Here is a 14,294-nt window from a genome sequence, read left to right as displayed (position 1 = left end):
AGAGCACCATCACAAGTGAGAGACAAAAATGCCCTGAGGCTTCTACTTCAGGGCATTTTTATTTCAGATAGGACGATCTGCTTTAAAAGAGTAAAGAGAAAAGACTAGAGCACGACCATATCTCCATCCACACAGTTTTTACCATTGGCTTTAGCTCGATAGAGTGATTGATCGGTTAGATTAACCAAGGCATCGATCGTCATGCGCTCTTCACACGCAAGGCTATCACTCATACCAATACTAACGCTCGAATTGAATCGAGTCTGTTCGTCGATTTTAAACTCTGCTTGATTAAACTGTTGACGAATTTGTTCAGAGATTTCATGTGACATTTCTGACGTTGCATTTGGAAGGAAGACGATGAACTCTTCACCACCCCAGCGACCCGCAACACCGCCCACACTCTCAACACTGCGCTTAGTAATATTAGCCAACGCACAGATCACCTCGTCACCGACCATGTGACCGTATGTATCATTAATCGATTTAAAATCATCAATATCGAGCAGCATACACACAAGGTGATTGTCAGAGGTCATGTGTTCTCTAAACCACTCATAAATAGCTCGACGATTGAGTAAGTCCGTCATCTCATCGTAATTCGCTTGATGCACGAGCTGCTTTTCTAACATTACTTTCTGGGTTACATCTTCAAGCACAACCTGCATGGCTGGCTTACCTTCCCAAATAACTGCGTTGTCATAGATATTGAAAAATCGATGGACACCATCCAAGCCGATATTCTCAACCACATTACTGGTACCCGACGGCTCACCCGACATGACAGTCTGGTAACGTTGAGAAATACTTTCTACGTTTTGTTTTGGCACCAAATCAAGAATAGAGTCGAGCTGCAATACCTGCTCTATCGACTTGCCACCTTGTAAGTTCACCCAAGATTGGTTAACCATCAAAGGTTTAAAATCTCGGTGTACCAATATTCCCTGCCCCGATTGCATGATCATATCGCGATACATTTGGTCTTGTTTGCGGACAATATTCTGCAGCTGAATAGCTGGGCTAAGGTCAATAACGGTCACTTGTAGCGCCGGTCTTCCCTGCCACTCTGTGACATGATCAATAGAAAAAACCGTGAACTCTCTGCCGTTTCGGTCCACATTGGTAAAGGTGTGAACTTGTGGGTCTCGTTGACCACTAACCGTTTCAAGATAGTTTTGGTAGGCGAGAACATGGAACTCTTCAGGAATTAGATCCAGAAAGCTGTCAATATTGGCCAATAATTCTTCGGGAGATTGGTAACCATAAATACGAGCATAGTTAGCATCGACACTAACTACATTCATATCTTGAATGATTATCACACCGTAAGTGGATTCGAAATTTATAGAAAACATTGCCAACTCCGCAATCTAGCTACACTTCATAAAATGGAGCATAACAACACGCCCTGCCAACGCTTCCATATAATCTCTTACGCGCTTAGGGACATTAATACAAACCGTAGTATATCGTACTGCTGAGCGCTTCTCTACAATTCAATCGCTAGCACGACTTAGTAAAAGTAGACAAGTCTCTCAATCTGATTACGCGCGCCAAAAAACAGAAATAGATAACCTATGGCTATGTAATGATTCAATTTTTTATTTTTCACATCAGTTGAAGCACACAAGCTGCTCACCACGAACTTCAATCGCACTTTCTACTCATCCCAGCCAGAGAAGTAATCGACTAAGAAGTCTATCGCAAGCCGCGCTCGTTGAGGCAGAAAGCGTCGGTTCTGATACACAATCCAACTGCTTGTCCCCGAGCCCCAATACTCTTCTAGCACCGGAACTAGTTTGCCATTACTTAAGGCACCATTAAAACTGCTTCTAGGAAGGTACACAACGCCAAGTCCCTCTTCACACGCTTTCAATACCGCGCTTGAATTGTTACTTCTCCAACGACCATGCACTCTTACCGCATTCAATGGCTTTCCATTTTGCTCAAACAGCCATTGGTCACTATTAGCAATAATACAGCTGTGTTGTTTTAACTGTTCCGGATGAGCGGGCGCGCCATATTGATCGATATACGCTTTGCTTACCGCCGCTGCCATTGGGCGATCAACCAACTTTCTTGCCACCAGCCCTGAATCATCTAACCGACCGTAACGAATCGCGAAGTCGATACCGTCTTCAATAAAGTTCACCATCTTGGTGTTGAAGTTCATTTCAATGGTTAGATCTGGATGAGACTTTGCAAACTCCATCAACGCTGCCGCAACATGATTCTCGGCAAATGCGCCCGCCGCACTGACACGCAATGTACCGCTTAGCTGAGTTTGTTGAGACGTCACTTGCTCATTGGCTTGTTGCAGCCCAATCACTAAATCTTTGCACTGTTGGTAGTAAGTATGTCCAGACTCAGTCAGGCTCACCATGCGCGTTGAACGAGCAAGCAGAGCTACCCCAACTCGCTCTTCTAACCGTGAAACTTGTCGACTCACATGGCTAGTACTGCAACCTAACTGCTTAGCGGCCGCAGAAAAACCGTGACATTCGGCAACCGCAACGAATTCGTTAATCCCTTCAAAGCTATCCATACTTAATCTACTCGCATTTTATCTTTGCTATATAGCAACAATGTTTTGCCTTTTAAGCATATTATCACCTAAATGATTTGGAACTAGTATTAGATATAACAAGACGGCGATAGCTAAGTAACAGTGCACAGGTTAACACCAAGCACGAGTGCTTAGAGAAAAGCGCCAACATCTAACTAGAAGAACAGCAGCTCAAAGGGACGAATCATGAAAAAAATACTAATTCCAGTGACTAACCACGCGACACTTGGCGAGACAGATCAAGCGAACGGTACTTACGCTCCAGAACTTACCCACGCTCTGAAAGAGATCTTGGCTGCTGGGTTCGAATACGACATCGCTTCTATCAATGGTGGCAAAGCACCGCTGTACGGAACTGATATTGAAGGAGATACGGTTAATACTGAAATCTTGGCGAATGATGACTTCCAAAACCGCATTAACAACACGATTCCAGTAAGCCAAATCAATGCAGACAGCTATGATGCGATCTTCTACCCAGGTGGTTTTGGCCTACTTTCAGACCTAGCGGCTAATGATCAATTTGCTAGCATCGCTGCCAAGCATTATGAAGACGGTGGCGTTGTCGCGGCAGTATGTCACGGCCCAGCAGCCCTACTCCCTATCGTACTGAACAATGGCGAAACACTTCTGAGCTCTAAATCAGTGACTGGTTTTACACGTGAAGAAGAGATCGACTTTGGCACCATCAACGACATTCCATTCCTACTGGAAGAGTCGCTTACTCGTGGGGCAGCACGTTTCAACAAGGTTCAACCTTGGCAAGAGCTTGTGATTGTTGATGAGCGAGTGATTACCGGTCAAAACCCGACAAGCGCACACGCTGTGGGTGTCGCGATTGTTGAGCACCTTTCTTAATCGAGCAATAAGCTTGATGGATCTATAGCTTGCCCGACTCAACTACGCGAGTCCCCTAAGCAAGGTCAAAAAAAAAGAGCATACTCCCGACTCAATATTCTTGAGAGAAGTATGCTCTTTTCTAATTCTGTAACCCGCTTTTAGTTATTTCTAACAATGCCCTCGAGCACGTTGAACAGTAGGTCTATTTCTTCAATCGAGTTGTAATGCATGCAACCAATACGCACTACGCCCTGCTCTTCAATACCCAGCTGCTTCACTAAACCTAATGCGTAGAAGTGTCCGTTCCACACACAGATATTATGCTCGCCCAGCTTCTTCGCGATGAACTCTGGGGAGTGGTTATCAAAGGTGATGGCGAATGTTGGCGTTCTTAGGTTCGAATCAAACTCTGTCTTACCGTAGAGTTTTACCCCTTCAAGATCGCCCAAGCGTTTTAGGAAGTACTCGCTCAGCTGGCTTTCATGCTTGTTATAAAGCGCGTAGCTTTGCTCTAAGCGAGAACGTAATGAGTCGGTTGGCTCACCAAATTGTGCCAAGTAATCCACCGCAGCAATCACACCCGCGAGGCCTTCAAAGCTCTGTGTTCCTGTTTCAAAACGACCAGGCCCGATGTTAGTGGCAGGCTCAACCTTATATGGCTTTAACGTATGTAGCCATTGAGGCGCCACGTAAGCAATACCAACGTGAGGGCCAAAAAATTTGTAAGCCGAACACGCTAAGAAGTCACAGTTCAACTGCTGAACATCAATCAAATGGTGTGGCGCATAATGAACAGCATCAACATACACCTGAGCGCCGTGTTGGTGTGCAAGCTCAATGACTTTCTCCACATCAACAATTGAGCCAGTGGTATTTGAAGCAAACGTCACGGCAACCAGCTTGGTTTTTTCGCTCAGTAACGACTCAAAGTGTGCCATGTCTAGGCTGCAATCCGACTCGTCAACACGAACTTGACGAACAATCGCACCCTTGTCGTCTGCTGCTTGTTGCCAGCTCGATACATTCGAGTAGTGGTCTAGTGCTGTAACAATCACTTCGTCGCCAGCTTGCCAATCGCGGCTGATCGCACGGCTAAGCTGAAATGTCAGCGAAGTCATGTTGGCACCAAACACAACATTGCCAGAAGATTCAGCATTCAGTAACGCTTGCACCGACTCTCGCGCTTGTTGCATCAAGCCTGTCGTCTTCTGGCTCGAAAAGTAGTGACCGCCCAAGTTGGAATTAAAGTGACCAAGGTATTCTGTCATCGACGCAAGAACATTCTCAGGAACCTGAGAACCACCCGGGCCATCAAAAAAGGTGACTGGCTTACCATCGTGATATTGGCCTAGCGCACTGAACTGCTGGCGTACGTCATTAAGAGTGAAGGACATTGCGTGCATCCTTAGCCGTTAGAACAAACACATCCATGTAACCCATTTCGTCGTGGTCTATGGTGCGAATTGGTTGTGCGTTGTGCCAAAGCTTACTGTCTGCAAGCATTGCGACTTCGCCATCTTCAAGCACTTTTCTAAAGAACGGTGCTTCATGTGAATCTTGGTACAGCATGATTTCGCCACCCACAATGTTATGACGGTTCACGCCAATTAACGCGATGTGGTCGAAGCCATCTTGGTGCACACCTTCTGGCGCAACCTGAGTCTCTTCAAAAATGGCAGCGATACGAATCTGGTGGATTTCGATTTCTTGTCCGTCTTCAAGCCCATTGGTTTCAATAAACAGTTCACACATCTCTTGCATGCCTTCGCTGCTCAGGATTGGTGCTTCAATTGGCTCGAATTGACGAACAACATCACCTTGAAAGTGATTGATGTCTTCAGACTGAACGAAGTTATGTTTGTCTAGCTCAACGACTTGTCCATTACTGAATTCAACCACAGAGTATCTTCTCAATCGGTACTGTCCGTCTGCGTGCTCTGTGCTAGGTAGCTTAGAGAAAGAAGGTGACAGCTCCTTAACCGCGTGGTTACTGAGATGGGTAATATGTAGGGTGTTTTCGTGAGCGTGTAACATCATCGACTCCTTAATGATTGTTAATTTACTTTCGACATTTAACGTTTTGTTTACATAAAAGGATACTTGAAGATCTTGCCAAATCAACAATAAACAATCATTTATCCCGTCAGAATTAATAATTCAGATTGTAAAACCAAGTTTAAAATCAAAAGCAGTGAATAACACCAGAATAAAAGATGACCAACTCTTAAAACTAGCACACTTCACTAGCTAGTTATAAACACCTATAAAATCAAATTTAACGACATTATTAACTAGCACGCTGTGTTTATTATTTTGTCAGCACATATTCACTAATACGCCTGCCGCAGCATCCAGGCTCATCCCCCTACTTCAGCATACTTATTTGTATGTTTTTGCACATCGAAATACGACCAACCTATCAGTTGCCAAGCTATTGATTATTTACACAACAAACTGGAATTGGTTAATTTATGAGTACGCCAGAATCCACACGCCTTTGCTTGCGCGTCTGGAACAGGTCGAGTTCGGGGGGAACTCGGCCGCCCCAAATGGTTCATTTCTTTTAAGAGAGCGAGTTGATTGCGCTTTTTAGTCTCGAAGGTGTTTGAAGTGGAATGTTGCGGTTGAGAATTTGGAAATCCACTATGGCAATAGATGTAGCTCCGAGAGAATCGGCACATGTTTACAAACGTGGGGGGCTCTTCCTTAACACATTTATGCCCCATTGTTCGGTAGACCTTTTACTCATTCATCTGCTGTTAATCTTAGTTTGCACTACTAAAACTTATCCGAGCTAATTGGTAAATCAGAATCTCTGTTATTAGGCGACATTTGGCAGCCCAAAGTTCCCTTCATGTGACTTAGGTTGTTGATTGTTAATTGAACCAATATAAACAGTGTTGCATTATAAGATGATAAAAGACGACAATTTTTCGTCTAATCAGCGTTCGCTGTTTTCTGAAGTCTGACGGTTTATGGTGCTTGTAAACGAATATATTGAAATATATGGGGCGTTCATGGAAGGTGTTGTAGTAGAAAAAAGTAAGATCGGTGAAGTTACATATCTGCTCTATTGTAAAAAAGAGTCGGTAAATAATCCTTTAGTCATCATCTGTCACGGTTGGAGCAATGATAAATATGAAGGCTCTAATCTAGCTTTAAATTTAGCTCTTCAGGGTTATTCTGTTATCTGTTTTGATGCAGATAAACACGGCGAAAGAGATGATGGTAATGCTCAAAACGTTAGTAGCCATTCGAGATTTATCAAAAGAATGACGGGTGTTATCAAGCAGAACTCAGATGACATAAATACGCTCATTGAGCATTATCAGGAAGATATAAGGATTGATCCATCGAGGATTGCGGTTGTGGGTATCTCTATGGGGGCAATGTCCACATTTTATTCTTTGACCAAAAATAAACGGATTAAAGTTGCGGTACCAATTATCGGCTCTCCTGACTTTGTCGGCTTGGAGAAGTTCGCCTTAGAAGCCGATTCAGTTAATAAGATTCTTAGTGACGATGAGAAGTTAGCTATTAGGTATATGGCAGAGATTGATCCATGTTTGTACCTTATAGAAAATGAAAGTCGCCCTATGTTGATCATAAATGGTGAGAAAGATGATTGGGTTCCTGCTAATTTCGCGAAGGACTTTTATGAAAAAGTGAAGAGTAAATACGATAAAAACAATACTGAAATTGAGTTCAATTTAGCTGATGAATCGCATTACTTTTCCAACGACATGCGAGATCATACGATAAAATGGTTGAATAAAAATTTGTAGGCTAAAAGGTAAATCTGTAGCAATAGACAGCCATACAAACGCTTAAGGTTTCAAAGTATTTTTCTAATCAAATACAAAAAGGCCGTGGATGAAAACATCAACGGCCTAGGTAATAGTGCGATAGGTTTGCTACGTAATAGCTACACGAAAACGGCCGTAAATAAGGTATTTACAGCAACAACATAGAGTTTGAGTGGAAGTAGTTATCAGCGTCATTTTTTTAAATTAAAATAGATGATTAACAAAAGCAATACATTTATTTGATGGCTATGTTGAGCATCATCGTTGGTAGTAATGGACGTCACCCTCACTATCAAAAAGGGGCATTAAACTTAGCTACTTCCCATACCATTAGTTATCCATGAATTGCTAATTTAGCTGAAGCTGTAGCTCATTTCTGTCCAATAGTGAGTTTTAATTCAAGGGCTGTTAAGGCCTGCTAACAGGAAAATAAATCGCCCTCTTTCGTCCTTTAAGCTTTCGAAATATAGTTGGTCTAACTCTTCCACCTGCGCTATTGCATTTATTGCTAGAGCTTCCCCAGTTTTCGTGAGTCTCAGAGAAAAGCTGCGTGAATCTCTAATACCTTTATCTTTAGTGATAAGATCATTCGCAACCAGCGCTTTCATCGACTTTGATAATGTCATCTTATCCAAGCCTGTAATATTGACTACTTCTGTTTGCGTGGTTTCGTTTTTGTTCTTGTTACACCATAGTACTGAAGCCAGTATAACGAACTGAGTATGGTTGATGTTTAGCGGCTTAAGGAGTTTCATTACCTCTGAATGCCATTTATTGTAAGCGACCCAGAGCTGTAACCCTACGCTGTCCGATGGGAGCTCATGCTTAAACATTGTTCTCTGCCCTTTTTTTTAATCCTTCAAGAGTAGACGGTAGTCCATCATAAATTTTCTTACCCACGACTTTCCCAAATAAAAAACTGGTTACCCCCGAAAACTTAACTCTATGAGTTACCTCCGTTATTTCTCCTTTAGCCTGTAACTGGTGCTCAAATGATAGAAGGCAGAATGGCAGTTTGCTCATGACAGTAAAGCTCTTATTTGGTGTAGCATCCGTAATGACTATCTTTGATTTAGGTCCATTGGTCGGCTTTATAACACCTTTCACACCAACCTCGAATGCCCCCAGTAGACGAGAGTAGACCACTTCTTTATCCCATTGATTCCAGTTTTCTACATCGACATATAGCGAATATATGTCTTGAGGTGATGCTTCAATACAAATACGTTCTTCAAAAATCACTTTTCTCATCCTAGTTGATTGCATTTTAGTAAACTAGTTTACAATAATTCATGATGGGTACATTTGCAACATCGCTTTAGCCACGAAAACGTTTGTCTCGATTAAGTTCTAAACTATAACGATTAATTACACTTCAGCCCTTGTTTAACCTTTTATTGCCTCCATATTTTCCATACAATCCTAAGCGATTATAAATTAAAACAAATTCAATTTCGGAGTCCTCATGAGCGACGTAAAGCACTGTAATTTATTGATTCTTGGTTCTGGCCCTGCTGGCTATACAGCTGCAGTTTACGCTGCTCGTGCAAACCTAAACCCAGTTCTGGTTACTGGTATGCAGCAAGGTGGTCAGCTTACAACCACAACTGAAGTGGAAAACTGGCCGGGTGATGCTGAAGGTTTAACAGGCCCAGCACTGATGGATCGCATGAAAGAGCACGCAGAGCGCTTTGAAACAGAGATCCTGTTCGACCACATTAACGAAGTCGACCTATCAAACCGCCCTTTCCGTCTTAAAGGCGATTCTGGCGAGTACACGTGTGATGCGTTGATCATCTCAACAGGTGCATCGGCTAAGTACCTAGGTTTAGAGTCTGAAGAAGCATTCAAAGGCCGCGGCGTTTCTGCTTGTGCAACGTGTGATGGTTTCTTCTACCGCAACCAGAAAGTAGCGGTTGTTGGTGGTGGTAACACAGCAGTTGAAGAAGCACTTTACCTATCTAACATCGCGTCTGAAGTTCACCTAATTCACCGTCGTGACACGTTCCGCGCTGAAAAGATTCTTGTTAAGCGTTTAATGGACAAAGTAGAGAACGGCAACATTGTTCTTCACACTGACCGCACGCTAGACGAAGTTCTTGGCGACGACATGGGCGTAACAGGCGTTCGTATTAAAGATACTCAGTCTGACAAGACAGAAGATATCGACGTAATGGGCGCGTTCATCGCTATCGGCCACCAGCCGAACACTGAAATCTTCAAAGGACAAGTAGATATGAAAGATGACTACATCATCGTTCAGTCTGGTCTTGAAGGTAACGCGACACAAACAAGCATCCCTGGCGTATTCGCTGCGGGTGATGTTATGGACCACAACTACCGCCAAGCGATCACTTCTGCTGGTACAGGTTGTATGGCTGCTCTGGATGCTGAACGCTTCCTAGATGGCCTTAACGATAAGTAAATCTGAGATTGCAGATTTGATTATCGACGCTCTCGCCTTAGTAGATGCAGGGCGTCATCACATTTTGTTGTAAATCCCTAAAGCCCAGTGGTATATCCACTGGGCTTTCTTTTGTATACTAGCCGCCCTCAACAAATAATAATTATCATTAAGCCTTCATAATGGATAAGAAAAAACAACGCAGCTTGAACAAGTGGCTTAAGCAACAGAGTAAGTTAGCGAAACGCTGGCTTATGATTGCGATTAGCCTTGGCGTACTTTCAAGTGTGTTTTTAATTGCTCAAGCAGCGCTTCTCGCCTCTATTCTTCACCAGCTGATCATCGAGAATGTCGATAAATCTGAACTGGTTGGTCATTTTGCTGGCTTGGCACTCTCGGTCGTTGGCCGTGCGGGCTGTACATGGGGTCGTGAAATCGCAGGTTATCGCTGTGGTGAACAGATCCGTGTCTACATTAGGCAGCTCATTCTAGACAAGCTACGCGAACTCGGCCCTGCTTACATCAAAGGTAAGCCTGCCGGTACGTGGGCAACGCTGTTGCTAGAGCAAGTTGAAGACATGCAAGACTTCTTCTCACGTTACTTGCCACAGATGTCTTTGTCGGTACTGATTCCATTCATTATTTTGGTTGTGGTATTCCCAGTAAACTGGGCAGCCGGCCTTATCTTCTTGCTGACTGCGCCACTGGTACCGATGTTCATGGCATTAGTGGGTATGAAAGCGGCAGACGCAAACCGTAAAAACTTCAAAGCGCTTCAGCGTCTTTCAGGTCACTTTTACGATCGTTTGCAGTCCATGACAACCATTCGTCTTTTCGACCGTACTAGCTCTGAAACAGAAGTATTGAAAGGTGCATCTGAGGTGTTCAGAACGCGCACCATGGATGTATTGAAGATCGCTTTCTTATCGTCTGCTGTGCTTGAGTTCTTCACGTCTATCTCGATTGCGATGACGGCGGTTTACTTTGGTTTCACTTACATCGGCGAGCTTAACTTCGGCCACTACGGCGTTGGCATTACGCTATTCGCAGGTCTGTTTATCCTTATCTTGGCGCCAGAGTTTTACCAACCTCTGCGTGACTTAGGTACTTTCTACCACGCGAAGCAACAAGCGGTGGGCGCAGCCGAGAGTATTGTTGAGTTCCTAGAAACCGACATCACTAAGGTTAAATCAGGTGACACTCAATTAGACCCAGCTCAAGGCATCAATATTGAAGCTCAAGATCTGAAAGTATTGAGCCCTGAAGGTGTTCAACTGGTTGGCCCTATTTCGTTCGCACTGAATACTCGCCAATCAACGGCATTAGTTGGCCCAAGTGGTGCAGGTAAGACAAGTTTGATTAATGCCATTCTTGGTTTCATGCCTTATGAAGGAAGCTTGAAAATCAATGGTATTGAACTGCGTGATTTAGACTTGGCATCTTGGCGTAAGACGATCAGCTGGGTTGGTCAAAACCCACTCTTGCTTCACGGTAGCATTCGTGACAACGTCACTCTAGGTAAGCAAGATATTACCGACCAAACGGTTCAAAACGCACTAGACCAATCTTTCGCTAGTGAGTTCGTTAATGAGCACGGCCTGGACTACATGATTTCTGATCGTTCTGGCGGCCTGTCTGTTGGTCAATCTCAACGTTTGGCATTGGCTCGTGCAATGATCCAAGACGGTCAATTCTGGTTGCTTGATGAACCTACTGCCAGCCTAGATACTCGTAGTGAGCAGCTAGTAATGAAAGGCATCAACAGCAACATCGAAAGTCGCACTGCCCTGCTTGTGACGCACCAACTGGCTCCTCTTCAATCGGTAGATAACATTATGGTTATGCGCGATGGTGGTCTTGTGGAACAAGGTCATTACTCTCAGCTGTCAACTGCGGGTGGTTTATTTGAAGAGATGCTAAACGCGAACTTAGCTCAACAAGACAATAAGGGTAATTTAGATGCGTGATTTACTGCCTTACCTGAAACTCTATAAAAAGCATTGGTTTGGCCTATCGCTAGGCATGCTATTGGCTTTTGCTACTCTGTCGGCTTCTATTGGCTTGCTAACGCTATCGGGTTGGTTCATTTCAGCTTCTGCGGTTGCAGGCCTGACGATTGCGCGTGAAACCTTTAACTACATGCTACCTGGCGGTGGTGTTCGTGGTTTGGCAATGAGCCGTACTGCGGGTCGTTGGGGTGAACGTGTTGTGAGCCACAATGCGACATTCAAACTTCTGACTGATCTGCGTATCTTCTTTTTTAAAAAGCTGGCTCCGCTGATCCCTGGTCGTATCTCAAACCTACGTGACGCTGACCTACTGAACCGCTTGGTTGCTGATGTCGACGCCATGGACCACGTTTACTTACGCTTAGTAAGCCCTGTAACGGTTGGTGTGTTTGGTATCTTCTTCCTGACTCTGTTCTTGATGTGGTTTGATACTTCACTAGGTCTGATCTTAGGTTCTATCCTGCTTATCATGCTGTTGATTTGGCCTGTCTTGTTCTACAAGCTGGGTAAACGTAACGGTGGCGAGCTTACGCAAAACAAAGCGGATCTGCGTGTTACCACTCTTGATTGGATTGAAGGCTACAGCGAACTGACTCTATTTGGTGCGGAAGAGCGTTACCGTAATGCGATTCTAGAAACCCAACAGAAGCTGATGGCGAACCAGTTTGTGAACGCTAACCTTACCGGTATGGCTTCAGCAGCGCTTATGCTGTTCAATGGTTTGACGCTGGTTCTGATGCTTTGGCTAGCGGCTGACGGCGTGGGTGGTAATGCTCCAGATCCGTTCATCGCGCTAATGGCGTTCGCAACCATGGCAAGTTTTGAACTATTGATGCCAATCGCAGGCGCGTTCCAGCATTTAGGTCAAACTCTGTCTTCTGCACATCGCTTGAATGAAGTGATTCTGTCAGAACCTGAAGTTCAGTTCGCGGAAGAGAAGCTCGACATCAACAAGCCGCTTGATATTGCGTTCTCGAACGTGACCTTCAACTATCCTGACTCTGAGCGCAGTGTTCTGAATGCTGTCGACCTAACGATCCCGGCAACGAACAAAGTAGCGATTGTGGGTCAAACGGGTTCTGGTAAATCGACACTGATTCAGCTTCTAACTCGCTACTGGGATCCTAAGAAAGGCTATATCTCTATCGCGGGCATTGAACTAACACAATGGAACGAGTCACAACTGCGTGAATCGATCAGTGTGGTAAGCCAGCGTGTCGACATCTTGAATGGCAGCCTACGCGACAACTTGTTGATTGCGAAACCAGATGCCAACGATGAACACCTAGCTAACATCCTTAAAGACGTTGGCCTAGAGAAGCTGCTGGAGAACGATGGTCTTGATAGCTGGTTAGGTGACGGTGGTCGTCAACTATCTGGTGGTGAGAAGCGCCGTGTTGGTATTGCACGTGCCATTCTTCATGATGCCCCTATCCTGCTTCTCGATGAGCCTACAGAAGGCCTAGATAAGCAAACTGAGCAGAGTATCATGGCACTGTTTGAGAAGCATTTTGAAGGCAAGACGGTTATCTTCATTACGCACCGTTTGATTGGTCTGGAAGCAATGGATTCTATCGTTCTGATTGAACAAGGCGAGATTGTAGAGCATGGCTCTCACGAGACACTGTTGAACGAACAAGGACGCTATTTCCAACTTCGTCAGGCAATCTAGTCGCTTCATCGATGACAAAAACATCCAAAGCCCGAGTTCATACTCGGGCTTTTTATTGCCTATCGATTTTTCTGTATCTCAAGTAGGTCACCTTCTCATTCTACTCACAGTCACATTCTTGCCTTAAGTGAACACAAAGCAGCCTCAAAGTAATATTCAAATCATGAGCTTAAACAAAACAGCACCAACGAGTCGTTTTTTAAACTATAAAGCTAAAAACACACCAAAACCACACATTAGCAAACCGTGTAGTTTCGGTTATTACTTAAACAATCCAATAGATAAAAATATCAGCACAAACCCAAGCACTGTTGCTAATCAGGAGTTAACCGTTGAAACGTATTTATCTAGCAGGACCAGAAGTATTTCTAAGTGACGCTGTCTCTATCGGTGATCAAAAGAAGAAGATTTGCGAAGCTTATGGCTTTGAGGGTATTTTCCCACTCGACAATATTCTAGAGTTGAATGAACCTAGCCCTCAGCAAAATGGCTTGAAGATTGGCCGTGCTAATGAAGAGCTGATTGAGAGCTGTGATATCGTCATCGCCAACATGACGCCTTTCAGAGGCGCGAGCTGCGATGTGGGTACAGCCTATGAAATGGGCTTTGGTAAAGCGCTAGGTAAAACAGTACTTGCTTACAGCAACAATTCCGATCTTTTCTTAAAACGAAACCTAGACCAACTGCCAAACGCTAAGCAAGTCGATGAGCAAACCTATGTGGATGGCATCGGCATGACGCTAGAAAACTTTGGTTTAATTGATAACCTAATGCTAGATAACGCAGTATCAGGCCCGATAGAATTAGAGAATGTTGGCGTATTTTATGATCAGACAGACGTGTATCGAAACCTACGTGCTTTCATACGCTGTCTAGAACAGCTAAAGAGCGACGCTAAGGCTGCGTAAATCGCTATCTAAACTGAATGATATTGATTCTCCCAGCATCCTCACAATGCTGGGAGAATTTCTATTGACGATAAGGTATTAACGATAAG

Annotated in this window: 12 protein-coding genes; 6 read left to right on the top strand and 6 right to left on the bottom strand. The window is 44.2% G+C overall.

The genetic code is table 11. The annotated features are described in order from the left end of the window. Positions 1 to 104: 104 nt before the first annotated feature. Both F0232_RS04555 and F0232_RS04550 read right to left on the bottom strand, forming a co-directional pair. The gene (locus F0232_RS04555) at positions 105 to 1,355 is read right to left on the bottom strand and encodes a sensor domain-containing diguanylate cyclase (protein WP_105057312.1); all 1,251 of its coding nucleotides are present in this window, start codon (positions 1,353 to 1,355) and stop codon (positions 105 to 107) included. A gap of 305 nt (positions 1,356 to 1,660) precedes the next feature. Next, positions 1,661 to 2,545, bottom strand: a complete 885-nt coding sequence (locus F0232_RS04550; RefSeq protein ID WP_105057313.1) for a LysR family transcriptional regulator — start codon at positions 2,543 to 2,545, stop codon at positions 1,661 to 1,663. Between the two features lie 207 nt (positions 2,546 to 2,752). Here F0232_RS04550 and F0232_RS04545 point away from each other — a divergent pair, with 207 nt between their 5' ends. After that, a complete protein-coding gene (locus F0232_RS04545; RefSeq protein ID WP_105057314.1) occupies positions 2,753 to 3,424 on the top strand; it encodes a type 1 glutamine amidotransferase domain-containing protein in 672 nt (223 codons plus the stop codon). A gap of 140 nt (positions 3,425 to 3,564) precedes the next feature. On the opposite strand, the gene F0232_RS04540 is transcribed toward F0232_RS04545, so the two are convergent. Continuing rightward, a complete protein-coding gene (locus F0232_RS04540; protein WP_105057315.1) occupies positions 3,565 to 4,800 on the bottom strand; it encodes a cysteine desulfurase-like protein in 1,236 nt (411 codons plus the stop codon). Continuing rightward, complete coding sequence (locus F0232_RS04535) at positions 4,784 to 5,440, bottom strand: 2OG-Fe dioxygenase family protein (RefSeq protein WP_102320493.1); 657 nt, start codon at positions 5,438 to 5,440, stop codon at positions 4,784 to 4,786. The genes F0232_RS04540 and F0232_RS04535 overlap by 17 nt, the downstream gene beginning before the upstream one ends. A gap of 983 nt (positions 5,441 to 6,423) precedes the next feature. Between F0232_RS04535 and F0232_RS04530 the strand changes: the two genes are divergently transcribed. Further along, on the top strand, positions 6,424 to 7,191 hold the full coding sequence (locus F0232_RS04530; protein WP_105057853.1) for a S9 family peptidase: 768 nt from the start codon (positions 6,424 to 6,426) through the stop codon (positions 7,189 to 7,191). 419 nt (positions 7,192 to 7,610) lie between these two features. Here F0232_RS04530 and F0232_RS04525 read toward each other — a convergent pair whose 3' ends face one another. Next, positions 7,611 to 8,045 carry a MarR family winged helix-turn-helix transcriptional regulator gene (locus tag F0232_RS04525; protein WP_105057316.1) on the bottom strand — a complete coding sequence of 145 codons (435 nt, stop codon included), beginning with the start codon at positions 8,043 to 8,045 and terminating at the stop codon, positions 7,611 to 7,613. After that, positions 8,038 to 8,463, bottom strand: a complete 426-nt coding sequence (locus F0232_RS04520; RefSeq protein ID WP_216608162.1) for an SRPBCC family protein — start codon at positions 8,461 to 8,463, stop codon at positions 8,038 to 8,040. Before F0232_RS04520 ends, F0232_RS04525 begins: the two co-directional genes overlap by 8 nt. A 214-nt stretch (positions 8,464 to 8,677) precedes the next feature. Here F0232_RS04520 and trxB point away from each other — a divergent pair, with 214 nt between their 5' ends. From trxB to F0232_RS04500, 4 genes are all read left to right on the top strand, one after another. Beyond that, a complete protein-coding gene (gene trxB, locus F0232_RS04515; RefSeq protein WP_008223323.1) occupies positions 8,678 to 9,637 on the top strand; it encodes a thioredoxin-disulfide reductase in 960 nt (319 codons plus the stop codon). A 161-nt stretch (positions 9,638 to 9,798) separates the two neighbouring features. Beyond that, on the top strand, positions 9,799 to 11,583 hold the full coding sequence (gene cydD, locus F0232_RS04510) for a cysteine/glutathione ABC transporter permease/ATP-binding protein CydD (protein ID WP_061032762.1): 1,785 nt from the start codon (positions 9,799 to 9,801) through the stop codon (positions 11,581 to 11,583). After that, the gene (cydC, locus tag F0232_RS04505; RefSeq protein WP_105057318.1) at positions 11,576 to 13,297 is read left to right on the top strand and encodes a cysteine/glutathione ABC transporter ATP-binding protein/permease CydC; all 1,722 of its coding nucleotides are present in this window, start codon (positions 11,576 to 11,578) and stop codon (positions 13,295 to 13,297) included. Before cydD ends, cydC begins: the two co-directional genes overlap by 8 nt. A 332-nt stretch (positions 13,298 to 13,629) precedes the next feature. Continuing rightward, positions 13,630 to 14,205, top strand: a complete 576-nt coding sequence (locus tag F0232_RS04500) for a nucleoside 2-deoxyribosyltransferase (protein WP_105057319.1) — start codon at positions 13,630 to 13,632, stop codon at positions 14,203 to 14,205. Positions 14,206 to 14,294: the final 89 nt, after the last annotated feature.

The organism is Vibrio sp. T3Y01, assembly GCF_013114525.1.
Lineage (GTDB): Bacteria > Pseudomonadota > Gammaproteobacteria > Enterobacterales > Vibrionaceae > Vibrio > Vibrio chagasii_B.
This window is presented reverse-complemented; position numbering and strand designations above follow the sequence as displayed.

Excerpts from the sequence above, each read along its gene's own strand:
- F0232_RS04520 (WP_216608162.1), bottom strand. The coding sequence starts at position 8,463 with ATGAGAAAAGTGATTTTTGAAGAACGTATTTGTATTGAAGCATCACCT.
- cydD (WP_061032762.1), top strand. The coding sequence starts at position 9,799 with ATGGATAAGAAAAAACAACGCAGCTTGAACAAGTGGCTTAAGCAACAG.
- trxB (WP_008223323.1), top strand. The coding sequence starts at position 8,678 with ATGAGCGACGTAAAGCACTGTAATTTATTGATTCTTGGTTCTGGCCCT.
- F0232_RS04550 (WP_105057313.1), bottom strand. The coding sequence starts at position 2,545 with ATGGATAGCTTTGAAGGGATTAACGAATTCGTTGCGGTTGCCGAATGT.
- F0232_RS04525 (WP_105057316.1), bottom strand. The coding sequence starts at position 8,045 with ATGTTTAAGCATGAGCTCCCATCGGACAGCGTAGGGTTACAGCTCTGG.
- F0232_RS04530 (WP_105057853.1), top strand. The coding sequence starts at position 6,424 with ATGGAAGGTGTTGTAGTAGAAAAAAGTAAGATCGGTGAAGTTACATAT.
- F0232_RS04555 (WP_105057312.1), bottom strand. The coding sequence starts at position 1,355 with ATGTTTTCTATAAATTTCGAATCCACTTACGGTGTGATAATCATTCAA.
- F0232_RS04545 (WP_105057314.1), top strand. The coding sequence starts at position 2,753 with ATGAAAAAAATACTAATTCCAGTGACTAACCACGCGACACTTGGCGAG.
- cydC (WP_105057318.1), top strand. The coding sequence starts at position 11,576 with ATGCGTGATTTACTGCCTTACCTGAAACTCTATAAAAAGCATTGGTTT.
- F0232_RS04540 (WP_105057315.1), bottom strand. The coding sequence starts at position 4,800 with ATGTCCTTCACTCTTAATGACGTACGCCAGCAGTTCAGTGCGCTAGGC.
- F0232_RS04535 (WP_102320493.1), bottom strand. The coding sequence starts at position 5,440 with ATGTTACACGCTCACGAAAACACCCTACATATTACCCATCTCAGTAAC.